Origin of the sequence: uncultured Brevundimonas sp., from assembly GCF_963974615.1 — a bacterium.
Classification (GTDB): domain Bacteria; phylum Pseudomonadota; class Alphaproteobacteria; order Caulobacterales; family Caulobacteraceae; genus Brevundimonas.
In genome coordinates, this window is record NZ_CAXBDH010000007.1 from 132,345 (window position 1) to 158,218 (window position 25,874).

The following is a 25,874-nucleotide window of genomic DNA, read 5'->3' on the forward strand; positions in this document are numbered from 1 at the left end:
GACGAACAAGGCGAGCGATCTGAATGTTCAGATCATGCTGAAAAGTCGCTGGACAGATGTTGAATCCGGTTGTCACGTGGCGGGTCCGGTACCGAACAGACCTTCGGTCGGGACATGAGGCATGTTTGATGACCACCAATCGATCCGGCCATATCCGGCTCAACTCCCATCCCGGTGCCGGGACGGAGTCGCGGTTTCCGATCGCCTGGGGGGCCGCCACGGCGCGCGAGCGTGGACCGGTGGTCGGCACCGTCAACTCGGGCAGTGATCGCAATGCCATTGGTGCGCACGGCGGAGCCTATTCAGTCTATCGCGCCCTGGCCGTGTCGTCCGGGGCGATGACCGCAAACAACCGGCCGGACCTGACCAATACCGCCCCGACCAATGTCATGGGACCGTTCCCGCAGTGGCAGGACCCGGGCAAAATCGTCTCGCTCGACCCCTGGGGGCATCTGGTCGCCGAGGCCTTCGCGCCGGAGATCGCCGACGGCGTCGATATCCGCCCGACCATCGCCGTGACCCGGGCCCGGCTGCAGCTGGGCGAGATCGGCGAAGCCATCGCCGCGGGTCGTCTGAAGGTCGACGGCAAGATCGTGTTCGAGACCGGCGACGTGGCCGTGACCAAGGCGGCCATTGATCCGGTCTGGTACCTGCCCGGCATCGCCGAACGCTTCGGCGTCAGCGAGACGGCCCTGCGCCGCACCCTGTTTGAACAGACCGGCGGCATGTACGCCGACCTGGTCACCCGGCCCGACATCAAGGTGTTCCTGCCGCCGATCGGGGGCATCACCCTGTATATCTTCGGCGACCCCGAGGCGATCGCCGACCCGCATCGCCGCCTGACCTGCCGCGTCCATGACGAGTGCAACGGCTCGGACGTGTTCGGCTCGGACATCTGCACCTGTCGCCCCTATCTGACCCACGGTATCGAGGAGTGCGTGCGCGAGGCCCAGGCGGGCGGGGCGGGTCTGATCGTCTATAATCGCAAGGAGGGCCGGGCCCTCGGGGAAGTGACCAAATTTCTCGTCTACAACGCCCGCAAGCGCCAGCCGGGCGGCGACCAGGCCGCCACCTATTTCGAGCGCACCGAATGCGTCGCCGGGGTCCAGGACGCCCGCTTCCAGCAGCTGATGCCGGACATATTGCAATGGCTGGGTATCACCCGCATCGACCGGTTCGTGTCGATGTCGGACATGAAATACAACGCCCTGACCGGCTCGGGCATCGAGATCGGCGAGCGTGTGCCGATCCCTGACCATCTGATCCCGCCGGACGCCTCGGTCGAGATGGAGGCCAAGAAGGCGGCCGGTTATTTCACCCCCGACGCGCCGCCGTCGGCCGACGACCTGACCCGTGTGGTGGGCCGCGATCTTGAGCAGTTCTGAAACGGGGCAGGCACACGGCCTGCTGACCCCCGCCGCCGTCCGCGACCGGGCCCATGAGATTCTGGCCATCGGTGTCGCCGGCGGTCTGGAGCACTGGCGCGTCGATCTGGATCGCCTGCCCGCGGTGGCCACAGCCGTCGCCGCGGTGATCCGCGACCAGTATCCGAGCCTGGACGTGCCCTTCCACGCCCGTTGGCGCCATTTCAGCATCGACGGCGTCGACCTGTGGGGGCCGGTCGCAGAGGCCCGCGACTGGCTGGACCCGGCGTCCCGGGCGCGGACCGAGTTCGACCTCGCCATTGTCTCGGTGCTGCTGGACGCCGGCTCCGGACCCGGCTGGGCCTATACCGACAAGCGGACCGGCCGCACCCTGACCCGCTCCGAGGGGCTGGCCATCGCCTCGCTGCGGATGTTCGAGGCCGGGGCCTTCTCCGTCACCGAGGACGATCCCTGGCGGGTCGATGCGGTGGCCCTGACCATGCTGACGGCGGACGATCTGGCTCGGGGTTTCCAGGTCACCGCGAAGAACCCGCTGGTCGGGCTGGAAGGACGCGCGGCCCTGCTGCGGCGTCTGGGTCAGGCCTGTCTGGCCGAGCCGGACCTGTTCGCCCTGGAGGACGAACCCCGTCCGGGCGGGCTGTTCGACGCCATGGTCGATCGCGCCGACGCGTCCGACCGCCTGCCCGCCGCCGCCATTCTCGAGGTGCTGCTGCAGGCCCTGGGGCCGATCTGGCGCGACCGGCTGACCCTGGGCGGGGTCGATCTGGGGGATTGCTGGCGACACCCGGCGATGCAGCGCGATGACGCCACCGACGGCCTGGTGCCGATTCACAAGCTGTCTCAGTGGCTCAGCTATTCGCTGGTCGAACCATTGCAGACGGCGGGAGTCGAAGTCACCGACCTCGACGGGCTGACCGGTCTGGCCGAATACCGCAACGGTGGTTTGTTCATGGACCTGGGCGTGCTGACACTGAAGGACCCCACCGACGCCGACAAGCCGTGGCCGGTGTCCGACCCGCTGGTGGTCGGCTGGCGCGCCATGACGGTGGCCCTGCTGGACAGGGTCGCGCCGCTGGTGCGGGCCGAGCTGGGCGTCACCGCCGAACAGATGCCGCTGGCCAGTGTGCTGGAGGGCGGGACCTGGGCGACCGGACGACGCGTGGCGGCCGAGCGACGCGAGGGCGGCGGACCGCCCCTGATCATTCTCTCTGACGGGACTGTATTCTGATGACCGGATTTTCGATGGACGGCGTCACCGTCGTCACCCATCCGCTGGTGCGCCACAAGCTGTCGATCATGCGGATCAAGGACACCTCGACCACGCGCTTTCGCCAGCTTCTGCGCGAGATCTCGACCCTGCTCTGCTACGAGGTCACCCACGATCTGCCGCTGGAGGACTACCCGGTCGAGACACCGGTCGGCCCGACCAGCGGTCAACGTATCGCCGGCAAGAAGCTGGTCTTCGTGCCGATCCTGCGCGCCGGGCTCGGGCTGGTCGAGGGGATGCTGGACCTGGTGCCCTCGGCCCGGGTCGGCCATGTCGGCCTGTACCGCGAGCCCGAGACCCTCGATGCCGTCGAATACTATTTCCGTGCGCCCGATGACGTGGCCGACCGCCTGTGCGTGGTGATCGACCCGATGCTGGCCACCGGCAATACGGCGGTCGCCGCCATCGACCGGCTCAAGGAGCGGGGCGTGACCAATCTACGCTTCGTCTGTCTCGTGGCCTCACCGGAGGGCCTGGAGCGTTTGCGCGCCTATCACCCGGACGTGCCGATCTGGGCCGCCGCCGTCGATGAGCGGCTGAATGAACACGGCTATATCGTGCCCGGACTGGGCGATGCGGGCGACAGGTTGTTCGGCACCCGCTAGGGCCGGGCCATGTCGCACGCCCTCAAGGGCGGCAATCAGGAAATCGCCGCCAAACGGGCCTCCGACCAGCCGCTGATCCCCTGAACCCCGACCGATCCTAGCTGTCGACCGGCCGCACGTTGTCCCCGGAGTCGCGGTCGATCCAGCGATTGTAAGGATCCACCCCGCCGAAGGTCGGCCTGGTCGCCGTTACGAACCGGAAGGTCTGGACGCCGCTGCGCACGAAGCGGCGCTGCATCAGCACCACCTTGCTGCTGTCAAAGCCGGCCTTGCCCGGCTCGGCCGAAAACATCCCGATGTCGATGCTTTCGTTGAGCGGGGCGGCGGTCTCCTCGCCCTGACCGTCTGCGTAGAGCTTGCGCGCCTCCACCGTCAGGGTCACGTCCCAGCGACCGTCGGGCCGTTCCGTTGCCGTGAAGGCCGTGGTCTTGAGGTCATAGAGGGTGATCTTCTCGAACAGGTCGGTGATCAGGTCCTGTTTGTCAGCGGGGGCCTCGGCGCGCAGTGCCGCCACCAGATCCAGCGACCGCGGGTAGGGGGCCGACTTGAAGGCGTACTGGTCGATCAATCTGCGCAGAGCCCGGTTCACGGCCGCCTCGCCGATCTGGTCGCGCAGCAGATACATGACCATTCCGCCCTTCCGGTAGTGAATGTACTGCTGGTTCTCGACCCGCATCAGCGGCAGCTCCTCCAGCCGCTCGGTGCCGCGCGAGCGCAGATAGCGATCCAGTTCGAACTTGAGGAATTTCCGGATCTGATCCGGGCCGTACATCTTCTCCATCACCATCAGGGCCGAATACTGGGCCAGGGTTTCAGACAGGAGGGTCGAGCCCTGCTGGGCTGATCCGATCACCTGATGCGCCCACCATTGGTGCGCGAATTCGTGGGCCCCGACATAGGTCACGTAGTCGACCTTGGTCGGGTCCGAGAGGTCGGCGATGAAGCCGAGACCTTCGCTCCAGGCAAAGGTGTTCGGAAAGGACTGGGCGAAGCCAGCGTAGTCCGGGAACTCCACGATCCGGGCCTGACGGAACTGATAGGGACTGAAATTGGCCTGGAAATAGTCGAGCGAATTCTCCAGCGCCGTCAGCATTCTCGGGACGTTCCGGTCATGTTGCGGGTCATGATAGATTTCGAAATTCACCCCGTTGTGCACCTTGCGGGTGACCTCGTAGCGGGCCGATTGCACCGAGAAGAACATCAGGATCGGAGACTCGGTGACGAAGCGCGCCGTGCGGCGGTCGCCGTTGGTCACGTCTGACACCCGATAACCCGGGGCCACGGGCGTCTGGTCGGCGTCGGTCGTCACCGTGATGTCGGCATTGACCCAGTCCGCCCCGATATAGTTCTTCGCCTGGGCCGAAGTGTCTTCCAGCTTCGGCATACGCAGCTCGGCCGGCAGACCGTGTTTGCGTCGCTTGGCCCGGTCCTGCAGCAGGCTGCCACGATCCATGCCGATGGACGGCGCGAACTGGCGATTGACGGCGAAGGTGCCGTTGTCGACCAGCCGGGTGGTGTTGCCGCTGTTGAGGAAGCCCTTCTGTTCCATCACGGTCTCGAAGGTGACGGTGCGTTTCTCGCCCGGCTGCATCGGGATGGCGAAGCGATAGATGCGGTACTCGAATTCCGGCCAGTCCCGGTTGGGCGTCGCGCCCTGGACGTCCAGCCGGACCATCTCGAGTTCCTCGGTCCAGCGTAGATGAATTTCGCTCAGCGGCGCGTCGGTCTGGTTCTCGATCACATAGGTGCCGTGCGTGACCAGCCGCGGGGTATGCGGGTGAAGGTCCAACACCAGCTTGACGTCGGTCACCGCCGGCTGCGGCGTGTCCTCGAACCCGAGCAGGGTCTTTTCGTAATTGACCAGTTCGAGCTCTTGCGCGTCCTGCGACTTGTAGTCGTTCCAGACATTGGTGTTGATGAAGATGAAGGCCCCGAGGCCGGCGAACGCCGCCAGGGCCCCGCCGCCGATCAGACCCGCAGGCCCGGCCAGTCGTCGCGGCAACCGCCGCAGGCGCGGCCACAACCGAGTCTCGGTTCCCCGCCGCCACAGGCCGTAGGTGATGACCATCAGCACCACGGCGAAGGCGGACCAGTAGGCATTGCCCCAGGCGGCGAAGCCGGCGAAATCTCCGGTGCCGTTCATGTCCGACAGGAGCACGGTCACCCCGTCGCCATAACGATACAGCATGTGGTCGAAGCCGAGATTACCCAGCACCATGGTCGAAATCAGATAGACCACCATGATGGCCCAACCGACGAATTTGTTGGGCGAAAGAGCCTGAACGAAGATGGCCAGAACGGCCAGCAGCGTAAAGCCGACGGTCCCCGGCCAGACGTACCAGAACAGGTATTTGCCGAACTCATAGTCGGTGTAGCCCTTGAGGGTCTGGACCACGATACCGGCGAGCACGCCGATCAGAAGGGTCGAGATCAGGACCAGGGTCAGGGCCAGGGCCTTGGGGATCAAAAAGGTCCAGTCCGGCGTCGAGGTCGCGTCGATGATCTCATGAACCTTGCGGTCGCGATCACGCCAGACCAGTTCACCGGAGTAGTAGATGGCGACGATGACCGAGATCAGGCCAAAGGCCCCGGTCAGGGCCGTGATCACCACCCGCGTCACCAGCAGGACCGGCGTGCCGAACATCTCGCCCGTGAACAGCAGGGTGATCACCCCCAGGGCCAGGGCCAGCACAACCAGCACCAGATAGGCAGGGCTGCGGAAGATCAGCGCCATTTCAAACGCGGTCCGCGACAGTAACTGGGTCAGCCCGCTGCGGAAACCATAGGTTGGGGTCGGCAACCGGCCGGTCGGATGGTCGGCCAGGCTTTCCGTCTCGACGAGGGCCCGCAGTTTGTCGGCCTTGCCGGCCTTGGCCCCGCGAATCGACGGCCGGTACAGCCAATAGGCGGCCGCCAGGACCAGGAGCGCGACACCGGACCATATCAGCCGGCTGTACAGAAGCACCCCCTCCAGCGGGGCGTTCAACGCGTTCTTCTCGGCGGCGGTCCAGTACTGGGTCACCAGCCCGTAAGCCTGAGCGCCGAACGGTTCGGCCCAGGCCATGACGTCGCGCAGTTCCGGCTTCACACTGGAGACCGCGTCGGAGGCCAGATACAGGATGAAGACAGCGACGACCCCGACATAGGTGGCCATCATTGACCGGGTCACCGTCGCCAGGGCGAAGAACAGGGCCGAGGTCAGCAGCAGCCCCGGCAGGGCCAGCACCACATAGGCATAGACGTAATCGCCCGGTCGGAAGGCCCCGAGGGTTTCCGGATCCACCCACGGCATCAGGGTACCGAGCAGATTGCCCAGTCCGACGCTGGTGAAACACAGGGCCACGGCGGCGAATGCCCCCAGGAACCGCCCGTAGAGATAGTCGAATTTGGACACACGGGTGGCCTGGATCAGGGGCCCAAAGCCGGTCGAGGTGTCGCGCGCCACCACATTGGCCACGATCGCCGTCGCGGCCAGCATGAAGAAAATGGTGAAGATCAGATGGGCCTGGGCCAGGGCATAGGGCGCGTTCTTGTGAATATTGCCCCCGCCGCCGAGACTGATGTTTTCGCTGGCCACTGCGCCGAAGGCCAGCAGGCCGAAGACAATGGCGATGACCCAGAAGGCGGGCTGACGCAGCTGGTAGCGGAATTCGAAGGCGGCGATCTTTGCAAACATGCGCCGGGCCTCAGGCTGCGAGACGCGCGGTGTTGACCGACGCCATATAGACGTCTTCCAGCCCGCCCGGGACCGGCTCGAACCCGTCGCCGGGCGCTGTATCGGACAGCACGTGAATCACGGTCTTGCCGGTGAACAACCGGGTCGCGATGACGTTGTAGCGGGCCTTGTGATCCTCCAGCGCATCCCTGGCGATCAGCTTGCGCCAGACCCGGCCGTCGAGACTCTGCATCAACTCGACCGGAGCCCCCTGCAGCTGGATTTTGCCGCCGGCCAGCACAGCCATGCGCGGGCACAGGTCTGAAACGTCCTCGACGATATGGGTCGACAGGATGATGACGACATTCTCGCCGATCTCGGCCAGCAGGTTGAGGAAACGGTTGCGCTCTTCCGGATCCAGACCGGCGGTCGGCTCGTCGACGATGATCAATTCAGGATTGCCGATCAGGGCCTGGGCGATACCGAAGCGCTGCCGCATGCCGCCCGAGAATCCGGCCAGGGCCTTCTTGCGCACCGACCACAGATTGGTCTGGTTCAGCAGGGACTCGATGGTCGCCTTGCGCTCGTGGCCGTCGGCGATGCCCTTCAGCACCGCCATATGGTTCAGCATGTCGTAGCACGACACCCGCGGATAGACGCCGAAATCCTGGGGAAGATAGCCCAGCACCCGCCGCAACTTGTCCGGCGCGCTGATCACATCGATGTCGCCGAACTGGATGGTGCCCGAGGTCGGGGTCTGCAGGGTGGCGATCGACCGCATCAGGGTCGATTTGCCGGCTCCGTTCGGACCCAGCAGGCCGAACATGCCCTTGGGTACAGTCAGGCTGACATCATCCAGGGCGCGCGTTCCGTTGCCGTAAACGTGCGTCAGGTTCTTGATGGTCAGCATGTCGTCCCCCCGAAAATCGAGCGGCACCCTCCCGCGTAAGAACCGCAGGGGCAAGTTACAGCTGGGAAAGGTTCAACCTGAGGGCTGAAATTCAGTTCTCGGCAGCCCGCGACAGCCGGTATCGATGTCCCGACGGATCAGTGCCCGTCCACTGGTCCACGGTGTCCTGCGAGAAGCGCATCAGCACCGCGCCCGCTGCATCGACGAGCGCGAATCCACCGGTCACTTCACGCCACCGCACCGCGCCCGCGGTGGCCTTGAGGTCGCAGCGTTCCAGATGAATTCCGTGACCGTCGCCGAGGGGGCGACGCTGCAGGGCGATCAGACAGTCCCCGGTCGCGTCGCCGTCGACGGGCTGGATGCGCCAGTATCCGATCACGTCCTCGACCCCGACGACCTGGCTGGACTTCGGCATGGCCGCCTCTCTGGACTGACAGGCCCCGGCGGGCACCGCGATGGCAAGCGACAGGAGCGCGGCCGCAACCGGCATCGGAAGGCTGATCATCGATCTCTCCGCTTCGCCCCGCGCCATACGACGCCGTCGCAGCCGGAATCTCAAGCGTCGCCGGACACGGTCTGCACAACAGCCGGCACGGTTCCGGACACCGGACCTCCCCAGAATCGCCTATCTCGCGGCGCATCATGACGATACAGTAGCCCCCTGTCCGCCGTGCAGAAGTCGCCAGAAACGCCGCGTGTTCAAGAACCTGCTTCCCAGCCGCCCGGGTACCGAACCTCTCGCCGAGGCGCTTGTCGCCTGCCGCACCCATTTCGTCTGGGCGGCGATCTTCAGCGCCCTGGTCAATCTGCTCTACCTGACCCCGACCCTGTACATGCTGCAGATCTATGACCGGGTGGTCCCGACCGGTGGCCTGACGACCCTGGTGCTGGTCACGGTGGCCGCCGTGTTCGCCCTGGCCACTCTGGCGGGGCTGGACTGGCTGCGGACGCGACTGTTGTTGCGGGCCGGCCTGCGGCTCGACCGACTGCTGGCGGGTCGGGTGCTGGCCCGGGTGGTCGACCTGCAGACCAAGGCCCCCAACACCCAGGCCCTGCGCGAATTCGACAATGTCCGCGGTGTGCTGGGCGGGCCGGGCATGCTGGCCGTGCTGGATGCGCCGTGGACGCCGATCTATCTGGGAGCCTGTTTCCTGCTGCACCCGGCGTTGGGGGCCCTGACCCTGGTCGGCGGCATCCTGCTGTTCGGTCTGGCCTGGCTTAACGAGCGCGACAGCCGCCCGCGTCTGAACCGGGCGATCCAGTCGACCAACGCCGCCTATGCCGCCCAGGAGAACATCGCCGGCCAGACCGAGGTAGTGCGCGCCCTCGGCATGCGCCAGGCCAGCATCAACCGTCAGATCGAACAGCGCCGTGAGGCCACGGGCCAGCATGCCGACGCCCAGTTCTCGGGCGGGCGGTATTCCGGCCTGATCAAATTCCTGCGTCTGACCCTGCAGTCCCTGGCGCTGGGCCTGGCCGCCTTCCTGGCCGTCCGGGGGCAGATCTCCACCGGGTCGATCATCGCCGCCTCGGTGCTGTTGAGCCGCGCGGTGGCCCCGGTCGAGCTGATGGTCGGGGCCTGGCCCGGTCTGATCCAGGCCCGCGCCAGCTGGAAGAACCTCAATGACCTGTTCGTCGGCACCGCCGCGCGGGATCAGCCCCGCACGGCCCTGCCCGCGCCGGCCGGGGCCCTGTCGGTCGAGGGCATCACCGTGCGCTTTCCCGATACCGAGGCCCCGCAGCTGCGCGCGGCCTCGTTCAAACTGGCTCCCGGCCAGACCCTGGGCGTGGTCGGAGCCAGTGGCTCGGGCAAGACCACCCTGGCGCGGGTCATCGCCGGTGCCCTGACCCCGACGGCGGGGACGGTGCGTCTGGACGGGGCCGAATACGACGCTCGCGATGGCGACGAGCTGGCGCGTCACATCGGCTACCTGCCACAGGTGCCCAGCCTGTTCGCCGGGACCATCAAGGACAATATCTCGCGCTTCGCCGCCGCATCCGGAACCAGGACCGAAGCGATCGATGCCGGAGCCGTCGCCGCCGCCGTCGCCGCCGGGGCACATGAGATGATCCTGCGGTTGCCGCACGGCTACGACACGGTGCTGGGCCCCTTCGGCCATGGCCTGTCGGCCGGTCAGGCCCAGCGCGTGGCCCTGGCGCGCGCCCTGTATGGCGACCCGGTACTGCTGGTGCTGGACGAGCCCAATTCCAACCTCGACCAGGAAGGGGAGTCAGCCCTGATGGCCGCCGTTCTCGCCGCCGCCGCGCGCGGTGCCGCCGTGGTCATCATCGCCCATCGTGCCGGGGTGCTGGCCCGGGTCGACCGGTTGCTGATGCTGCGTGACGGCGCGGTGCAGCTGGAAGGACCGCGCGAGGAGGTGCTGGAGACCATGCGTGGAACCCGCACGCCTGCGGAGGCCGGACGATGACCGAACCCGCCGTCCCGCCGCTGGAGATCGTCGCCGCGCCGCCGCCCGTAACCCCCACGCCGGTTCCCGATACGCCGCGTCTCGAACTGATGATCGGTGGCGTCATCATCGCCGCCTTCTTCGTGCTCTTCCTGGGCTGGGCGGCGTTCGCACCGCTGGACGCCGGGGCCTATGCCCAGGGTCAGGTCGCCGTCTCGGGCAACCGCCAGGCCGTCCAGCATCGCGAAGGCGGGGTGGTCAGTGCCCTGCATGTGGCCGAAGGCGACACCGTGCGTCAGGGTCAGGTGCTGGTCGAGGTCTCGAGCGGCGAGCTGGTCGCCAATGAGCGCGGCCTGACCGGTCAGGTCCTGGCCCTGCTGGCCCAGCGGGCCCGTCTGATCGCCGAGCGCGACCGGTCGCGGTCGATTGCCACACCGTCCGAATTCGCCGACCTGCCGCCGGCCGACCAGGCCCTGGCCGGAGAGGCCCTGCGATTGCAACGGCTGCAGTTCGGGGCCCGCCGCAGCGGCCGCTCGACCGAGAGCGGCGTACTGCAGCAGCGGATCGAGCAGCTCAATCAGCAGATGGCGGGCCTGCAGCGCCAGATCGAATCCAACATCGAGCAACGGCGATTGATCGAAGAAGAGCTGGAGGGCATCCGTGCCTTGGCGGCACAGGGTTATGCACCCATGACCCGGGTGCGGGCGCTGGAACGCACCGAAGCGGCGCTGGACGGGGATCTGGGCTCGCTGCGGGCCCAGGTGGCGCGGGCCCGCGAGCAGATCGGAGAGACCCGGCTGCAGATGCTGTCAGTCTCGACTGGCCTGAATGAGGATGTGGCCGAACAACTGCGCACCATCGAGGTGCAGCTGAATGACCTGCGGCCGCGGCTGGCCGAATTCCGCGCCCAGATCGCTCGCAACCAGATCCGCGCCCCGGTCTCGGGCCAGGTCATGGGTTTGACCATCTTCACGCCGGGCGGTGTGATCCAGCCGGGCCAGACCCTTATGGATATCGTCCCCGCCGACGCCTCGCAGATCATCGTCGCCCGGGTCAGCCCGACCGACGTCGACAATCTGAAGATCGGCCAGGAGACCGAGGTCAAATTCCCCGGCCTGCGCGAGGGCAATCCACCGATCGTGCATGGACGGGTGACGCGCATCTCGGGCGACAGCTTCACCGATGATACCAGTGGCAACCGCTATTTCCGGGCCGAGATCGTGGTCCCCCCCGCCGAACTGGACCGGCTGGGTCGACTGGGCCGCACCATCCGCCCCGGCAGCCCGGTCGAGGTCGTGGTGCTGCTGCGCAAGCGTACGGCCCTGGGCTATCTGGTCGAGCCGCTGATCAACAACCTGTGGCGCTCGGGCAGCGAACAGTAGGCGGCGGTCGAGGCCTCAGCTCTGCATCTTGGCCCGGGTGCGGAAGCCGTGCAGCAGCGGTTCGGTATAGCCGCTGGGCTGGCTGACCCCCTCGAACACCAGGGCGCGGGCAGCCTGAAAGGCGAGACTGTTGTCCGGATCCGGCGCCATCGGCCGGTACAGCGGATCGCCGGCGTTCTGGGCATCGACCCGGGCCGCCATCCGCCGCAGCGCCGCCTCGACCTGTTCGGCGGTGCAGACCCCGTGCAGCAGCCAGTTGGTCATGTGCTGGGACGAGATGCGCAGGGTGGCGCGATCCTCCATCAGACCCACGTCGTGGATGTCGGGCACCTTGGAACAGCCGACGCCCTGATCGATCCAGCGCACCACATAGCCGAGGATGCCCTGGGCGTTGTTGTCCAGCTCGTCGGTGATGTCCTGGTCCGACCAGTTGGCACCGGCGGCCAGGGGCGGGGTCAACAGGTCGGCAAGGCCGGGCACGGGACCTCGCGCCACCTCGGCCTGACGGGCGAAGACGTCGACCGCATGATAATGCAGCGCATGCAGGGTCGCCGCCGTCGGTGACGGGGTCCAGGCGGTGTTGGCCCCGGTCATCGGATGACCGATCTTCTGGTCCAGCATCTCGGCCATACGGTCGGGCGCGGCCCACATGCCCTTGCCGATCTGGGCCCGGCCGGACAGGCCGCAGGCCAGGCCGATGGCGACGTTGCGCGCCTCATAGGCCGTGATCCAGGCGCTGGTCTTCATCGCCGCCTTGCGCACCACCGGACCGGCCTGCATGGCCGTGTGGATCTCGTCGCCGGTGCGGTCGAGGAAGCCGGTGTTGATGAAGGCGATCCGGCCCTTCACCGCATGGATACAGGCGGCCAGATTGGCCGAGGTGCGGCGTTCCTCGTCCATGACCCCGACCTTGATCGTGTGCCGCGTCAGACCCAGCAGGTCCTCGACCGCGTCGAACAGCCGGTCGGTGAAGGCGCATTCCTCCGGCCCGTGCATCTTGGGTTTGACGATATAGACCGAACCGGCGCGGCTGTTGCGGAACCGGCCCAGACCCCGGATGTCGTACAGGGCGATCAGGCTGGTCATGATGGCGTCGAGGATGCCCTCGGGAGCGTCTGTCCCGTCCGCCAGCCGCACGGCCGGGGTGGTCATCAGATGACCGACGTTGCGCACGAACAGCAGGGCACGCCCCGGCAGGGTCAGGGACGACCCGTCCGGCGCGGTGAACTCCCGATCGGGCTCAAGCGTCCGGGTCAGGCTGGAGCCGCCCTTGTCGAACCGGGCCGACAGCTCGCCGGTCATCAGGCCCAGCCAGTTGCGATAGGCGGCGACCTTGTCTGCTGCATCCACCGCCGCGATCGAGTCCTCCAGATCGACGATGGTCGACAAGGCCGATTCCAGCACCACATCGGCCATTCCGGCCGAATCGGTCGCGCCGATCGCATGGCCCCGGTCGATGATCAGTTCGATATGCAGGCCGTTGTGGCGCAGCAGGACGGCGGTCGGGGCATCGGCCGCGCCGGCATAGCCGACGAACTGTTCGGCCCGGGCCAGGGCCGGGGACAGGACACCTTCAATCACGCGCCAGCCGGCGACGTCCGCATGCGACCCGACCGCCAGCGGCACGACCTCGTCGAGGAAGGTCCGGGCCCGGGCCACCACCCGCGCGCCACGCGCCGGGTCATAGGGACCCGGCTGTGGTCGGTCGCCCAGGGCATCGGTGCCGTACAGGGCGTCATACAGGCTGCCCCAGCGGGCATTGGCGGCGTTCAGCAGGAAGCGGGCGTTCAGCACCGGCACCACCAGCTGCGGTCCGGCCATGCGGGCAATCTCGTCATCGACCCGGGCGGTGGCGATGGTGAAGGGCGCGGGTTCCGCCACCAGATAGCCGATCTCGCGCAGGAAGGTCTCGGTAGCAGCGGCCTCATGGGGCTGGCTGGCGCGCGCCCGGTGCCAGTCGTCGATCCGGGCCTGAAGGTCCTGACGCGCCGTCAGCAGCCGGCGGTTCTCGGGGACGAAACGGGCGAAGATCGCGGCGACCCCGGTCCAGAAGGCATCGGCGGGCAGATCCAGCCCGGGGAGGACCTCGTCCTCGATCAGGGCGATCAATTCAGGCGCGACTTCCAGGTCGGCACGGGTTTCAAAAGCGGTCATCAGCAGCGTCTCCGACGGCGATGCGGCGACACATCAGGGGCTCGGCCGTAACATCCTGTGATCACGCAGGGGAAGTCGACCCCTCACGCGACAGAATTCGTGCGGCATAGGGGCCCAGGACCGGACCGCTGTCATCATTGACGGACTCGATCGTCGTCCAACCCGGGCCCGGAACCCAGTCGACAGCCATGCCGGTGGGATTGAAGACGCACAGCAGCCGGTCCTCGCCTGTCCCGCGTTCGAAGGCGACCAGGACGTCGGGGGCGTCGGTGATCATCCGCAGGGCCCCGGTCTGCAGGGCCGGCCGACTCCGGCGCAGGGCCACCAGCCGCCGGGTCAGGGCCAGGGTCGACTGCGGATCAGTCTCCTGCACCGCGACCGCCAGCGGCAGATGTCGCGCATCGACCGGCAGCCAGGGCTCGACGGTCGAGAACCCGCCCCAGGGAGCCGCATCGCGCCACGGCATCGGCGTGCGGGCCCCGTCGCGACCCAGGGTCTTCGGCCAGTTGGCGATGGCTTCGGGATCGACCAGCCGGTCGAACGGGACCTCGGCCTGGGGCAGGCCCAGCTCCTCGCCCTGATACAGGAAGACGGTACCGCGCAGGCTGACCAGCAGCAGCAGATTCAGGGCCGCCATGGCCGCGCGATCTGACTCCGGGGCCCAGCGGGATACCGCTCGTGGCGCGTCATGGTTGGAGAAGGCCCAGGCTGGCCAACCCTCCCCCGGCGCGCCGGGCCACTGGCCCAGAGCGGCCGCGACCAGCTTGGGAGTCAGATGCGGCGCATAGAGAAAGTCAAAGCCGTAGGCCGTATCCAGCCGGCCTGACCCGCGGGTCAGGGTGCGCTGCTCTTCAACCGCATTGTCGCCGGCCACCTCCGCCACAGTGAAGCGTCCACCATAGCGGTCCGTCACCGCCCGAATCCGCTCCACGAACGGCACGATCCCCGGCTGGGACTGGTTGTGCAGCTTGAGTTGAAAGTCGAACGGCCGGGACCGCGGTCCTGGCGGCGCGGGCGGATTGTCGGTCAGGGCCGGGTCGTGCGGGGCAAACGTCAGCGCATCGAGGCGGAAGCCGTCGACGCCCCGGTCCAGCCAGAAGCGCGCCACCGCCAGCAGGGCGTCCTGCACCACCGGCAGATCGAGGTTCAGCTGCGGCTGTTCGGCCAGGAAATTGTGCAGATAGTACTGGCCGCGCCGCGCGTCCCAGGTCCAGGCCGGGCCACCGAACACCGACTGCCAGTTCGAGGGCGGGGTGCCGTCCGGTTTGGCATCGGCCCATACATACCAGTCGGCCCGGGCATTGGTGCGGTCAGCGCGGCTCTCGGCGAACCAGGCATGCTGGTCCGAGGTGTGGCAATAGACCTGGTCGATGATGACCTTCAGCCCCAGACCGTGGGCCCGGGCGATCAGGGCATCGAAATCCGCGAGCGTGCCGAACAGCGGATCGACGCCGCAATAGTCGGCGACGTCATAGCCGAAATCCTTCATCGGCGACGGGAAGAAGGGCGACAGCCAGACCGCATCGACGCCGAGCGAAGCGACATGATCCAGATGAGCCATCACGCCCGGCAGGTCGCCGACGCCGTCACCGTTGCTGTCGGCGAAACTGCGCGGATAGATCTGGTAGATGACCCAGCCACGCCAGTCGTCGCTCAGGCTCATGTCCGCGCTCCGTGATCCCGTGTCCCCTTGTTCTAGACCGGGTCCGTCCGGCTTGTCCCGGGGCGATGTCGGACGATGAAGACAAGCGCGCCGACAGCGGCCATGATCGGCACATGAAACTTCCCTCACCAGTCCGCATTGCCCGGCTGCATACGGCCCTGCTGACCGGTCTGGTCGTTGTGGTCCTGGTTACCGTCCTGAGCCCGCAATCGCTGCGCTGGCCGTTGCGAATAGCTTTTGGCTGGGATGCGGCGGTGATCGTCTATCTGACAATCAATGCCCTGCGGTTGATACAGACCCGGTCGACGGACCAGATCCGCCGCCGCGCCGCCGCGCTGGACGACGCCGGTCATGCCGTACTGCCCCTGAGCCTGCTGGCGGCCACCGCAAGTGTGGCCATCGTCATCGGCGAGGCCGCCAGGGCTCCGCATGCAGCGGCAGTGGGCACGGCGATCCTGTCCCTGGCTACGGTGGGACTGTCGTGGACCTTCGTCCATCTGATCTTTGCCCAGCACTATGCCCACGGCTTCTACGGCCCGGCAGAGACCGGCAAGGGGGACGCAGGCGGGCTGGACTTCCCCGGCGAGACCGAGCCGGACTACTGGGACTTCATCCATTTCGCCCTGATCATCGGCGTGGCCTGCCAGACCGCTGACATCAAGATCACCAGCCGCCGCCTGCGCCGTATCTCGACCGTGCACAGCGCCGTGGCCTTCGTTTTCAACACGGTGATCCTGGCCCTCGGCGTCAATTTCGCCATCAGCCTGATGAGTGGCGGCTGAGCCTGCGCCTTGACTTCGCCGCAGTTGTCGCCCATTTGCGCTGCGTCGCACAATTGCGATTACCGGTGCGCTCCAGCGCGTGTGGGTCTTCCTCCCTTACGAAGACCTGACTGTAGCAGCGGCCGGCCCTCAAGATTCATTCGCTGCCCGGACACGCGGGGCGGCGCCCGATCCACCCCGCCGGCCTCATCCAGAGGCTCGTTCGGGACTGGCGGTGCGCGGCCTTTTCGGCGTTGAGCCATGGCTGTTGCGCGTCGCCGCACGCGAAAGAAACCGTTTTGACCACCCCTAATTTTGACTCCTTCGGCCTCAACAAGGCGCTGCTTCAGGCGCTGGCGACCGAGGGCTACACCACCCCGACCCCGATTCAGGCCCAGGCCATTCCCGACGTGATGCTGGGCAAGGACCTGCTGGGCATCGCCCAGACCGGTACCGGCAAGACCGCCGCCTTCGCCCTGCCGATCCTGCATCGGTTGGCGGAGAACCGCGTCGCCCCCCTGCCGCGCACCACGCGCTGCCTGATCCTGTCGCCGACGCGTGAACTGGCCAGCCAGATCGCCGAGAGCTTCAAGACCTATGGCAAGCATCTGGGCTTCAAGGTCGCCGTCGTCTTCGGTGGCGTGAAATACGGCCCGCAGGAACGCGCCATCCAGGCCGGTCTCGACGTTCTGGTCGCCACCCCCGGCCGTCTGCTGGACCATATGCAACAGAAGACCCTGGACCTGTCCTCGACCGAGATCTTCGTGCTCGACGAGGCCGACCAGATGCTGGACCTCGGCTTCGTCAAGCCGATCCGCCAGATCGTCAGCCGCATCCCGACCAAACGCCAGAACCTGTTCTTCTCGGCCACGATGCCGAACGAAATCGGCAAGCTGGCCGGTGAGCTGCTCAAGGATCCGGTCAAGGTGTCGGTGACGCCCCAGGCCACCACGGTGCAGCGCATCAACCAGTCGATCATCCACGTCGAACAGGGCCGCAAGCGCGCCCTGCTGACCGAGATGTTCGCCGATGACAATTTCACCCGCTGCCTGGTGTTCACCAAGACCAAGCACGGGGCCGACAAGGTCGCCGCCTATCTGGAAGCCGGTGGCGTCCAGGCCGGGGCCATCCACGGCAACAAGAGCCAGCCCCAGCGCGAACGCACCCTGGCCGCCTTCAAGGCCGGCAAGCTGCGCGTTCTGGTCGCCACCGACATCGCCGCCCGCGGCATCGACGTCGACGGCGTCTCGCATGTCGTCAACTTCGAACTGCCCTTCGTGCCGGAAGCCTATGTGCACCGCATCGGCCGGACGGCCCGCGCCGGAGCCGACGGCTCGGCCATCAGCTTTGTCGCCGGTGACGAGATGAAGCTGCTGCGCGACATCGAGAGGCTCACCCGCCAGAAGATCCCGGCCACCGACCGTCGCAACGACAAGTCTCTGGGCCTGCTGGACCAGTCGATCATGGCGGCTGGCGTCGGCACCAAGGCGACCATGCCTGACCGCGAGGATCGTCCGCGTGGCGAAGGCCGTGGCCGCGGCCGCAATCCGCACCGCGACGGCGTCCGGCCGGAAGGTGGCGGTCAGCCGCATCGCCAGCGCAAGCCGGCCCCGGGCCGCGACGCCCGTCCGGCCCCCGAGCGTCCGGCCTTCGATCCGATGGCGCGCGAGCGTCCGCGCTCGACCGGCAACAACGACCCGCGCGCGGCCGAGACCAAGCCCGCCGGTGAAATCAAGCGCCGTCCGCGCAGCCGCCGTCCGTCCAACGGCGGCAAGGGCTACGTCGCCCGCGGCTAGAACAGATCAGGACGGCGGCGGGGATACCCGCCGCCGTCAGATCGCCACGAGCAGCGTCAAGGTTCTGTGCTATAATCGGTGTTAGCGTCGTTCCATCCGGAACACCTCCCCCGCGCTACCCGCCTGTCTTGAGACCCGCCGATGTACGAAACACCCGAACTCGATTCCGACACCCATTTACGCTCCGGCATCATCCGACTTCATGATGCGGAAGGGTTCGAGGGCATGCGCAAGGCCGGGCGTCTGGTGGCCGAGGCGCTCGACATGATCACCCCCTTCGTCCAGCCCGGTGTCACCACCGGCGAGCTCGACGACCGGATGCGTGAGTTCACCCTCGACCACGGGGCCCTGCCCGCCTGCCTCGGCTACAAGGGCTATACCCGCACCGTCTGCACCTCGATCAACCACGTCGTCTGCCACGGCATTCCCGGTGACAAGGTTCTGAAGGCCGGCGACATCGTCAACATCGACCACACCGTCATCATCGACGGCTGGCACGGCGATTCCAGCCGCATGTATCCGGTCGGCGAGATCAACGCCCGCGCCCGCAAGCTGATCGACGTCACCTATGAGGGCATCGAACTGGGTCTGGCCCAGGTCAAGCCGGGCAATACCTTCGGCGACATCGGCTATGCCATCCAGCGCCACGTCGAGGCCGCGCGGATGAGCGTGGTGCGCGACTTCTGCGGCCACGGCATCGGCCGGCTGTTCCACGACAATCCCAACGTCCTGCACTACGGCCGCCGCGGCGAGGGCGCGACGCTGAAGCCGGGCATGTTCTTCACCATCGAGCCGATGGTGAACCTGGGCAAGCCGGCGGTGAAGGTGCTGTCCGACGGCTGGACCGCCGTGACCCGCGACAAGTCGCTGTCGGCCCAGTGCGAGCACAGCATCGGCGTCACCGAGACCGGGCTGGAGATCTTCAGCGCCAGTCCGACCGGCATCTTCCGGCCGAAATTCGACTGAGCCCGCTGGACGTTCGCCTTCTGTTCTGACATCGTCTCCGCGCTTGAACCGGAGGCCGCCATGTCCAGCGTGCTGCCCTTTCCGATTACCGCCCCTCGGGCCCCGCGCGCGGCACCCAAGGGTCCCGGCACGCCCAAACCCCATCATACCGGCCATCGCGAGCGTTTGCGCCAACGAGCGCGCGGGGCGGGCCTCCAACACCTGCCCGACTATGAGTTACTGGAACTGTTCCTGTTTCGCAGCCAGCCGCGCGGCGACGTCAAGCCGGTCGCCAAGGCTCTGCTGGCCCGGTTCGGCTCACTGGCGGCGGTGCTGGCGGCTCCGGTCGAGGACCTGCTGACGGTCAAGACCGAAGACAGCCGCGGTCAACACAAAGGCATCGGGGGAGAGACCGCCCTCGATCTGGCCGCCCTGCACGAAGTGGCCCGCCGCATCGCCCGCGAGGAACCGGCGAAGCGGCCGGTGATCTCGTCCTGGACCGCCCTTCTGGCCTATGTGCGCCTGGCCCTGCAGCACGAGCCGCGCGAGCAGTTCCGGGCCCTGTATCTGGACAACCGCAACCAGCTGATCCTCGACGAAATCCAGAACCGGGGCACGGTGGATCATGCGCCGGTCTATCCACGCGAAGTGGTGCGCCGCGCGCTGGAGCTGTCGGCCAAGGCCATGATCCTCGTCCACAACCACCCGTCGGGCGACCCGACCCCGTCGCGGGCCGATATCGAGATGACCCGCCAGGTCGTCGCCGCCGCACGGACGCTTGGACTGGAGGTCCACGACCATCTGGTGGTCGGTCGGGAGGGCGTAGCCAGTTTCAAACAATTGGGGCTGATGTGAGCGGGCCGACCCGGAGTCCGCGGTGACCGGACCCCGGATATTTCATGCGCATGAAAATGCGCCTGCCATTATAGACTCTCAAGACTTATAGGCGCACAATCGTACGTATGAAGAGGCCGTCTTCACGATGCTGGAGGTCAATCGCGCCAAGATCGTTCGGCGTCTCTCGAAGGAGGGATGGACGAACGAAGGCGGCAAAAAACATGATGCCTATACCCACCCTGACTTCTATTTTCCGGCTATCGTGCCAAGGCATAAGGACCTCTCATCGGGCGTCGCCAGGGACATTGCGAGGGTAGCTGGCTGGTAGCCCGCCGCCATTTGTCATCTCAGGGGAAGACGGGGTCTTCCCGTCATCAGAGATCCAGTCATGAGCCGCTATACAGTTTTGATCGATGGAAAGGCCGGGGCCTACGGGGTCATTTTTCCCGATCTTCCAGGCTGCACCGCCATGGGCAAAACGATCGATGAGGCGCTCAACAACGCCATCGAGTCCCTGCGGCAGTGGGTCGAAATCGTGAGCGCCAAAGGCAAGCCAGTGCCAGATCCTCGGTCGCCAGACGCTATCCGGGCCGATGAGCGGTTCGCGGAGGACTTTGCGGCCGGCGCTACGCTTGGCAGCGTGACTCTTGTTCGAAAGCTTGGAAGGACCGTGAAGGCCAATCTGTCCCTCGACTCCGGCATTCTCGCGGAGATCGACGCGACGGCGGGCCGATTGGGAATTTCCAGGTCCGCCATGGTCGAAAGATTGGCTGAGAAAAGACTTCCTGAATTTACCTGACAGGCATGCGCGCCTTCTGCCGCCGCGGGCATCCGGCATCGCCCCTCAAGGCGGTCGGGTCCGGTCTGTCCTGGCGGGAACGTGGCCCGTTTCAAACAACCGGACTAATATACCCCCGTCCCGCTTGACCGGAATCCCGCCGATGACCGTGCTCGTCACTGAACGCATGACCCTGTCCCCGGTCGCCGTCACGGATTTCGACGATCTGTGCGGACTGTTCCGTGACCCGGACTTCACCCGGCACATCTTCGGGCGCGGACTGGATGCGGAGGAGGTCTGGTTCCGCACCCTGCGCGATATCGGCCACTGGCAGGCCTTGGGGCACGGCAATTGGGCGGCGCGACTGAAGGCCGGCGGCGAGCTGGTCGGGACCTTCGGCGTACTGGACTATCGCCGCGAACTGGTGCCGCCGTTCGATGCCCCCGAGCTGGGCTGGGGCGTGGCTCCGCGCTTCCAGGGTCAGGGGCTGGCCGGCGAGGCGCTGGGTGCGGCCCTGGCCTGGGTCGACGACGAGCTGAACGCGTCGCGTACCGTCTGCATGATCTCGTCGGACAACACCGCCTCAATGAAGCTGGCCGAGCGCGTCGGCTACCGTCCCTATGCCGAGGGGGCCTACAAGGGGTCGACCGTGCAACTGCTGGAACGACGCGCGACCTGACCCCGAACGTAGCGCGGTATTAAGGTTTACAGTTGATGATCGCGGCCGAATATCCGGAGTTCCTGTCGTCCATGCCGATGCCTCTCGACACCCTGCGAGCCCATCTGGCCGAAGCCTTTCCTGACGCCGAAATTGCGATCGAGGATCTGGCCGGTGACGGTGACCACTATCGCGCCCGGATCGTGTCCGCCGCCTTCGCCGGCATGAGCCGCGTCCGCCAGCATCAGCTCGTCTATGCCGCCCTCAAGGGCAAGATGGGCGGGGAGCTGCATGCGCTGGCGCTTGAGACTGCCACACCTGCGACGGGGACCCCGTCATGAGATACCGCCCGTTCGGTCCGTCCGGAGCCACTGTTTCTGCCGTGACCCTCAGCCTGGGCACGAAGAGCATCGCCAAGGGGGCCGAGGCCGCCTGCGAACTGATCTATTCGGCTCTCGAAGCCGGCATCAACAGCTATCATCTCGAGACCGCCGACCCGGTGCTGGCAGAAGTCATCGGCCATGCCCTGAAGCATATCGACCGCAAGCTGGTCTATGTCAGCCTGTCCCTGGGTCGCGGTGACGGCCGGCAGGGGACCAGTCGCGACTTCTCCGCCGACGGCATGACGGAATCGATCGACCGGGTTCTGGGCGCGTCCCGGCTCGGCTGGGTCGACGTCGTGCTGCTGGACGAACCCGCCGACGATGAATTGCCGCAAGCCTCGCTGAATGCGCTCAAGGCCCTGCGCGCGACCGGCCGGGTGCGATTCCTCGGTATTTCCGGCGAAGGCTCGGTGATGGACGCCTATGTCTCGACCGGGGCGTTCGACGTCATGGCCACGCCGTTCCACCTGAATTCCAGCTGGCAGGTGCGCTCGCGCCTTCGCGCCGCCCGCGAACAGGATATGGCCGTGTTCGCCTACGGCTATTTTCCGTCCAACCTCGACACCGAAAAGAAGGCGTCGATGCTCGAACAGCCGGTCAAGAAAGGCCTGTTCGGTCTCGCCAAAAAAACGGGCCGGCCCAAGCATGATCCCCTGGCCGGGGTCGGCACCTTCGCCTTCCTGCATCGCACGCCCAACTGGACCGCCGAGGCCATCTGCCTGGCCTCCGGACTGACCGATCCGGTGACCTCCAGTATCCTGATCGAGGCGAACGACGCCGAACGGCTGAACACCCTGGCGCTGATCCCGGATCGTGACATGCCGCCGGGACTGGCGGCCCAGATCGAGATGGCCCGGGTCGCCGGTGCGGGCGGGGCGGCCGACTGATCCGTTCCATGCCCTGGCATTCAATCCGGGTCATGATGGCGCATGCCCTTGACCCCCGGGGCTGGCATCCCTAGCTGACGGGCCTCAGTGAAAGGCCATTCCGTGACTGAACAAACGACCGCGACCCCGACTGACCCCGTCCAGGCCTTTATCGCCCAGACCGTGGCGGACAATGCCGTAGTGCTGTTCATGAAGGGTACCCCGGACGAGCCACGCTGTGGCTTCTCCTCTCTGGCGGTACAGATCCTCGATCATCTCTCGGCCCCGTTCGTCGGCGTCGATGTATTGCAGGACGCCGGGCTGCGCGACGGCATCAAGGCCTTCACCGACTGGCCGACCATTCCCCAGCTGTATGTGAAGGGCGAATTCGTCGGCGGCTCGGACATCATTCGGGAAATGTTCGAGGCCGGAGAGCTTCAGTCCCTGATGACCGAAAAAGGCGTGGTTCTGGACGCAGTCTGATGGCGCGCGCCCCGCTCGTGCCGCGCACGGATCGCGAGATCTTCACGGTGCCGCTGGACATCCTGCCCGGGCACATCGACGAGAACGGCCACGTCAACAACGTCGTCTATGTCGGCTGGCTTCAGGAGGTCGGCACGGCCCACTGGAATGCCCGGTTTTCAGCTGCGGACCGGGCCCGCTGGTCCTGGGTCGCCCTGAGGCACGAGGTCGACTATCTGCGCGGCCTGCAGCCGGACTCCACCGCCGTGGCCCGCACATGGGTCGGTGATCCGCAAGGCGCACGCTTCAACCGTTATGTCCGGATCGAGGACGGCGAGGGCCGCCTCTGTGCCCAGGGCATCTCTGAATGGTGCCTGGTCGAGGCGGCGACGCTGCGGCCGACCCGGATTCCGGCGACTATGCTTGGAGCGTTCCAGCGATAACGGCAGATCGCAGGTCCTGAATGTGGGCGCGGAATGCAAGACGCCGCCATTGCAAAGCCAGGATGAGATAGTCGTCACGCACCTCCCGCGGGAGGTCTTCGTCCGCCCGCTGTTCCAGCTCCACCGCCTTGGCCAGGCACTGCGCGACCGTGAACATCGCTCTTCCAACTGCGATGCATGGGATTGGTTCCCGGCACATGCCGGGGGCTCTGGTCGAATACATGCTGCAGGCGCAACGAATGAGTGCTAGAATCGTTTGAATGGTGCCCGGTCAAGGATCGAGGCTGCGTTTCTTTGCCGATAATCTGAGACGGGGAAGGCTTTCGTTTCGCGAGTCTCCGGTAACTATTTGGAGGGCTGGTTTTGACCGCCCCCACACCACTACACCCCGACGGTCCTCTCAGCCTGGCCCTGGCCGTGGTCGATTCATCGACCGCGCCTCTGATCCTGCTGGACGGCGAGCTGAATGTCATCGCCGCCAGCGCCTCCTTCTTCACCGCCTTCAAGATCGATCCGGCGGGTGCCACAGGGGAGCCCTTCCTTCACCTCGGCGACGGCGAGTGGAACCTGCCCCGGCTGCGGTCCCTGCTGACCGCCACCCTGTCCGGCGCGGCCGACGTCAACGCCTATGAGATGGACCTGAAGAGTGAGCGTCTGGAGGGTGTCCGCTGCCTGATGCTAAACGCCCATCTGCTCGCCTATGGCGACGGAGCCGACGTCCGTCTGCTGCTGGGCATGTCGGACATCACCGATGCCAGGGCCAGCGAGAAGCTCAAGGACGACCTGCTGCGCGAAAAGGCCATCCTGCTGCAGGAGGTCCAGCACCGCGTCGCCAACAGCCTGCAGATCATCGCCAGCGTCATCCTGCAAAGCGCCCGCAAATCCCATTCCGACGAAACCCGAACCTCTCTGACGGACGCCCACAGCCGGGTCATGTCCGTCGCCGCCCTGCAACAGCAGCTGGCGGCCTCGCGCCTTGGCGAAGTCGTGCTGAAACCGTATTTCGACCAGCTGTGTGTCAGCGTCGCCGCCTCGATGATCCGCGATCACAGTCAGCTGTCTCTGCACGTCGACTGTGACGATAGCTCGGTCGACGCCAGCATATCGATCAGCCTCGGCCTGATCGTCACCGAACTGGTCATCAACTCGCTGAAACACGCCTATCCCGGCGGTCGCCGCGGCCGGATCACCGTCAGCTATCAGAGCCATGGCCCGAACTGGACCCTGGCCATCGCCGACGATGGCGTGGGCATGCCGACGGACGCCGCCAGCAACACCCCGGGTCTGGGCACCAGCATCGTCGAGGCCCTGGCCAATCAGCTGAAGGCCCGCGTCAAGGTCACCGCCGGCCACCCCGGCACCACCGTGTCGGTCGTTCACACCCGGATCAACGCCGTCGATGCGACCGCAGCCACGAGCGGTCAGGCCGTCTGATCTCAGGTCAGCGGCACCTGGTAGAGGTTTTCGACCGAAAATCGCGACCCGGGAGCCAGCCCCAGTTCCTCAAACGTCCAGCGCAGCTCGACCCCCTCGGGCACGATGGCCTTGCACAGGTCCGGCCGGGTCCGCGTCAGGGTGAGATTGGCCGGCGTGCCCTCGGCCACCGAGACGGCGAAATCCGCCGCCGTGGTGCAGCCGCTGGAGTGGACCCGAACGATCAGGGCCCCGTCGGCGAACCGGACCGCGCGCAGGGTTTCCGGGGCCGTGGACGTGGTTACGGCATGGTCGGCGTTCAGTCGCACCATGACCGTCTCGCCCGAGTCATCGGCATAGATCAGACAGCCGGACAACAGCGGCGCGCACGCCGCCGCCACAAGCAGGGCCCGCACTATTTATCCGTGTCCGCCGGGGCCGTCTGGACCACCCGGGTCACCGGCTTGTCAGTGGCGATGATGATGCAGCCCGACAGCAGCGGGGCCGTGACGGCGAGGATGAGCACGAGGCGAAGCATGGGAAGTCCCTTCAGAAAAAAGCTTCACCCTAGATGCCCGCCCCCCTGTAGCTTGACACGTGAATAATCGGACAGGCTGTGCGGCCGCTCAGGTCTGCGGCATCTGGTAGGGGTTTTCGATCATGACACGGGCACCCGGCCGCAGGCCCATCTCCTCGAAGGACCAAAGATATTCGACGCCGCCGGCGACCGGCTGCAGGCAGGTGTCCTCACGGAGTCTGCGCAGAACGATGGTCGCGGTGCGGCGGCCCTGACGCACCACGGGAAGCAGGTCCTCACGCGCGGTACAGCCGTTCGAACTGACCCGGAACACCACCTGGTCATGAACCACGGCGGCGGCATGAACGGGCTCCAGCATGCCCGGCATCGGCACGACCTCGGCCGGCTGGGACGACCCGACCGCCAGCCAGTCCTGAAGCGTCCCGCACCCGGACAGCAGCCCCCCTGCCACGGCCAGCATCGCCAGCCCCCTGATCCCGGTTGAGCTCATGCCCGCCCCCTTCCAAGCTTCCCTGGAGCGAAATCGGTTGAGTTGGACGCAGTCCAACTCGGCTCAGATTTCGCT

At 66.5% G+C, this 25,874-nt stretch carries 24 protein-coding genes; 16 read left to right on the forward strand and 8 right to left on the reverse strand.

The features are described 5' to 3' along the window. Positions 1-128 precede the first annotated feature (128 nt). Genes AAC050_RS06465 through upp form a run of 3 tightly spaced genes read left to right on the forward strand, consistent with a single transcriptional unit; the run spans position 129 to position 3,257 of the window. Positions 129-1,385 carry a GTP cyclohydrolase II gene (locus AAC050_RS06465; RefSeq protein WP_339914248.1) on the forward strand — a complete coding sequence of 419 codons (1,257 nt, stop codon included), beginning with the start codon at positions 129-131 and terminating at the stop codon, positions 1,383-1,385. Further along, positions 1,372-2,613, forward strand: coding sequence for a URC4/urg3 family protein (locus tag AAC050_RS06470; protein WP_339914249.1), 1,242 nt, complete (start codon positions 1,372-1,374; stop codon positions 2,611-2,613). Before AAC050_RS06465 ends, AAC050_RS06470 begins: the two co-directional genes overlap by 14 nt. A gap of 14 nt (positions 2,614-2,627) precedes the next feature. Continuing rightward, positions 2,628-3,257, forward strand: a complete 630-nt coding sequence (upp, locus tag AAC050_RS06475) for a uracil phosphoribosyltransferase (RefSeq protein WP_339914272.1) — start codon at positions 2,628-2,630, stop codon at positions 3,255-3,257. 97 nt (positions 3,258-3,354) lie between these two features. Here the strand turns inward: upp and AAC050_RS06480 are convergent, their stop codons facing one another. From AAC050_RS06480 to AAC050_RS06490, 3 genes are all read right to left on the reverse strand, one after another. Then, entirely contained in the window at positions 3,355-6,933 is a 3,579-nt protein-coding gene (locus AAC050_RS06480) for a M1 family aminopeptidase (RefSeq protein WP_339914250.1), read from the reverse strand. Positions 6,934-6,943: 10 nt separating this feature from the next. Beyond that, positions 6,944-7,822: an ABC transporter ATP-binding protein gene (locus tag AAC050_RS06485; RefSeq protein WP_339914251.1), complete on the reverse strand. Its 879-nt coding sequence runs from the start codon at positions 7,820-7,822 to the stop codon at positions 6,944-6,946. 91 nt (positions 7,823-7,913) lie between these two features. Then, the gene (locus tag AAC050_RS06490; protein WP_339914252.1) at positions 7,914-8,327 is read right to left on the reverse strand and encodes an AprI/Inh family metalloprotease inhibitor; all 414 of its coding nucleotides are present in this window, start codon (positions 8,325-8,327) and stop codon (positions 7,914-7,916) included. A gap of 190 nt (positions 8,328-8,517) precedes the next feature. Between AAC050_RS06490 and AAC050_RS06495 the strand changes: the two genes are divergently transcribed. Together AAC050_RS06495 and AAC050_RS06500 are read left to right on the forward strand one after the other, a co-directional pair. Continuing rightward, positions 8,518-10,251: a type I secretion system permease/ATPase gene (locus AAC050_RS06495; protein WP_339914253.1), complete on the forward strand. Its 1,734-nt coding sequence runs from the start codon at positions 8,518-8,520 to the stop codon at positions 10,249-10,251. Next, positions 10,248-11,612 (forward strand): HlyD family type I secretion periplasmic adaptor subunit, encoded by a 1,365-nt coding sequence (locus AAC050_RS06500; protein ID WP_339914254.1) that lies wholly within the window; start codon positions 10,248-10,250, stop codon positions 11,610-11,612. The genes AAC050_RS06495 and AAC050_RS06500 overlap by 4 nt, the downstream gene beginning before the upstream one ends. Positions 11,613-11,627: 15 nt before the next feature. On the opposite strand, the gene AAC050_RS06505 is transcribed toward AAC050_RS06500, so the two are convergent. Both AAC050_RS06505 and AAC050_RS06510 read right to left on the reverse strand, forming a co-directional pair. Then, positions 11,628-13,766, reverse strand: coding sequence for a malate synthase G (locus AAC050_RS06505; protein ID WP_339914255.1), 2,139 nt, complete (start codon positions 13,764-13,766; stop codon positions 11,628-11,630). Positions 13,767-13,827: 61 nt separating this feature from the next. After that, positions 13,828-15,429: an alpha-amylase family glycosyl hydrolase gene (locus AAC050_RS06510; RefSeq protein ID WP_339914256.1), complete on the reverse strand. Its 1,602-nt coding sequence runs from the start codon at positions 15,427-15,429 to the stop codon at positions 13,828-13,830. 113 nt (positions 15,430-15,542) lie between these two features. Between AAC050_RS06510 and AAC050_RS06515 the strand changes: the two genes are divergently transcribed. The 11 genes from AAC050_RS06515 (at position 15,543) to AAC050_RS06565 (ending at position 24,792) form a co-directional block, all read left to right on the forward strand. Further along, entirely contained in the window at positions 15,543-16,211 is a 669-nt protein-coding gene (locus AAC050_RS06515) for a DUF1345 domain-containing protein (protein ID WP_339914257.1), read from the forward strand. Positions 16,212-16,489: 278 nt separating this feature from the next. Next, entirely contained in the window at positions 16,490-17,986 is a 1,497-nt protein-coding gene (locus tag AAC050_RS06520; RefSeq protein ID WP_339914258.1) for a DEAD/DEAH box helicase, read from the forward strand. A 141-nt stretch (positions 17,987-18,127) separates the two neighbouring features. Continuing rightward, positions 18,128-18,952, forward strand: coding sequence for a type I methionyl aminopeptidase (gene map / locus AAC050_RS06525; protein ID WP_339914259.1), 825 nt, complete (start codon positions 18,128-18,130; stop codon positions 18,950-18,952). Between the two features lie 60 nt (positions 18,953-19,012). After that, positions 19,013-19,786 (forward strand): DNA repair protein RadC, encoded by a 774-nt coding sequence (radC, locus tag AAC050_RS06530; protein ID WP_339914260.1) that lies wholly within the window; start codon positions 19,013-19,015, stop codon positions 19,784-19,786. A 370-nt stretch (positions 19,787-20,156) separates the two neighbouring features. After that, positions 20,157-20,567: a type II toxin-antitoxin system HicB family antitoxin gene (locus AAC050_RS06535; protein ID WP_339914261.1), complete on the forward strand. Its 411-nt coding sequence runs from the start codon at positions 20,157-20,159 to the stop codon at positions 20,565-20,567. A gap of 142 nt (positions 20,568-20,709) precedes the next feature. Beyond that, positions 20,710-21,225: a GNAT family protein gene (locus AAC050_RS06540; RefSeq protein WP_339914262.1), complete on the forward strand. Its 516-nt coding sequence runs from the start codon at positions 20,710-20,712 to the stop codon at positions 21,223-21,225. 71 nt (positions 21,226-21,296) lie between these two features. Continuing rightward, complete coding sequence (locus AAC050_RS06545; protein WP_339914273.1) at positions 21,297-21,545, forward strand: BolA family transcriptional regulator; 249 nt, start codon at positions 21,297-21,299, stop codon at positions 21,543-21,545. Further along, a complete protein-coding gene (locus AAC050_RS06550) occupies positions 21,542-22,474 on the forward strand; it encodes an aldo/keto reductase (RefSeq protein ID WP_339914263.1) in 933 nt (310 codons plus the stop codon). The genes AAC050_RS06545 and AAC050_RS06550 overlap by 4 nt, the downstream gene beginning before the upstream one ends. A gap of 102 nt (positions 22,475-22,576) precedes the next feature. After that, positions 22,577-22,936: a Grx4 family monothiol glutaredoxin gene (gene grxD, locus AAC050_RS06555; protein WP_339914264.1), complete on the forward strand. Its 360-nt coding sequence runs from the start codon at positions 22,577-22,579 to the stop codon at positions 22,934-22,936. Further along, entirely contained in the window at positions 22,936-23,358 is a 423-nt protein-coding gene (locus AAC050_RS06560; protein WP_339914265.1) for a thioesterase family protein, read from the forward strand. The genes grxD and AAC050_RS06560 overlap by 1 nt, the downstream gene beginning before the upstream one ends. Positions 23,359-23,721: 363 nt before the next feature. Beyond that, on the forward strand, positions 23,722-24,792 hold the full coding sequence (locus tag AAC050_RS06565; protein ID WP_339914266.1) for a sensor histidine kinase: 1,071 nt from the start codon (positions 23,722-23,724) through the stop codon (positions 24,790-24,792). Between the two features lie 2 nt (positions 24,793-24,794). On the opposite strand, the gene AAC050_RS06570 is transcribed toward AAC050_RS06565, so the two are convergent. From AAC050_RS06570 to AAC050_RS06580, 3 genes are all read right to left on the reverse strand, one after another. Continuing rightward, positions 24,795-25,187: a hypothetical protein gene (locus AAC050_RS06570; RefSeq protein ID WP_339914267.1), complete on the reverse strand. Its 393-nt coding sequence runs from the start codon at positions 25,185-25,187 to the stop codon at positions 24,795-24,797. Beyond that, a complete protein-coding gene (locus tag AAC050_RS06575) occupies positions 25,187-25,309 on the reverse strand; it encodes a hypothetical protein (protein WP_339914268.1) in 123 nt (40 codons plus the stop codon). Before AAC050_RS06575 ends, AAC050_RS06570 begins: the two co-directional genes overlap by 1 nt. 88 nt (positions 25,310-25,397) lie before the next feature. Continuing rightward, a complete protein-coding gene (locus AAC050_RS06580) occupies positions 25,398-25,799 on the reverse strand; it encodes a hypothetical protein (RefSeq protein WP_339914269.1) in 402 nt (133 codons plus the stop codon). Positions 25,800-25,874 lie beyond the last annotated feature (75 nt).

What these genes read in the sequence shown, in the direction of transcription:
- radC (WP_339914260.1), top strand. Translation starts at nt 19,013, where the DNA reads ATGTCCAGCGTGCTGCCCTTTCCGATTACCGCCCCTCGGGCCCCGCGC.
- AAC050_RS06500 (WP_339914254.1), top strand. Translation starts at nt 10,248, where the DNA reads ATGACCGAACCCGCCGTCCCGCCGCTGGAGATCGTCGCCGCGCCGCCG.
- upp (WP_339914272.1), top strand. Translation starts at nt 2,628, where the DNA reads ATGGACGGCGTCACCGTCGTCACCCATCCGCTGGTGCGCCACAAGCTG.
- AAC050_RS06535 (WP_339914261.1), top strand. Translation starts at nt 20,157, where the DNA reads ATGAGCCGCTATACAGTTTTGATCGATGGAAAGGCCGGGGCCTACGGG.
- AAC050_RS06485 (WP_339914251.1), bottom strand. Translation starts at nt 7,822, where the DNA reads ATGCTGACCATCAAGAACCTGACGCACGTTTACGGCAACGGAACGCGC.
- AAC050_RS06515 (WP_339914257.1), top strand. Translation starts at nt 15,543, where the DNA reads ATGAAACTTCCCTCACCAGTCCGCATTGCCCGGCTGCATACGGCCCTG.
- AAC050_RS06575 (WP_339914268.1), bottom strand. Translation starts at nt 25,309, where the DNA reads ATGCTTCGCCTCGTGCTCATCCTCGCCGTCACGGCCCCGCTGCTGTCG.
- AAC050_RS06505 (WP_339914255.1), bottom strand. Translation starts at nt 13,766, where the DNA reads ATGACCGCTTTTGAAACCCGTGCCGACCTGGAAGTCGCGCCTGAATTG.
- AAC050_RS06490 (WP_339914252.1), bottom strand. Translation starts at nt 8,327, where the DNA reads ATGATCAGCCTTCCGATGCCGGTTGCGGCCGCGCTCCTGTCGCTTGCC.
- AAC050_RS06545 (WP_339914273.1), top strand. Translation starts at nt 21,297, where the DNA reads ATGCCGATGCCTCTCGACACCCTGCGAGCCCATCTGGCCGAAGCCTTT.
- AAC050_RS06480 (WP_339914250.1), bottom strand. Translation starts at nt 6,933, where the DNA reads ATGTTTGCAAAGATCGCCGCCTTCGAATTCCGCTACCAGCTGCGTCAG.
- AAC050_RS06510 (WP_339914256.1), bottom strand. Translation starts at nt 15,429, where the DNA reads ATGAGCCTGAGCGACGACTGGCGTGGCTGGGTCATCTACCAGATCTAT.
- AAC050_RS06465 (WP_339914248.1), top strand. Translation starts at nt 129, where the DNA reads ATGACCACCAATCGATCCGGCCATATCCGGCTCAACTCCCATCCCGGT.
- AAC050_RS06560 (WP_339914265.1), top strand. Translation starts at nt 22,936, where the DNA reads ATGGCGCGCGCCCCGCTCGTGCCGCGCACGGATCGCGAGATCTTCACG.
- AAC050_RS06540 (WP_339914262.1), top strand. Translation starts at nt 20,710, where the DNA reads ATGACCGTGCTCGTCACTGAACGCATGACCCTGTCCCCGGTCGCCGTC.
- map (WP_339914259.1), top strand. Translation starts at nt 18,128, where the DNA reads ATGTACGAAACACCCGAACTCGATTCCGACACCCATTTACGCTCCGGC.
- AAC050_RS06550 (WP_339914263.1), top strand. Translation starts at nt 21,542, where the DNA reads ATGAGATACCGCCCGTTCGGTCCGTCCGGAGCCACTGTTTCTGCCGTG.
- AAC050_RS06580 (WP_339914269.1), bottom strand. Translation starts at nt 25,799, where the DNA reads ATGAGCTCAACCGGGATCAGGGGGCTGGCGATGCTGGCCGTGGCAGGG.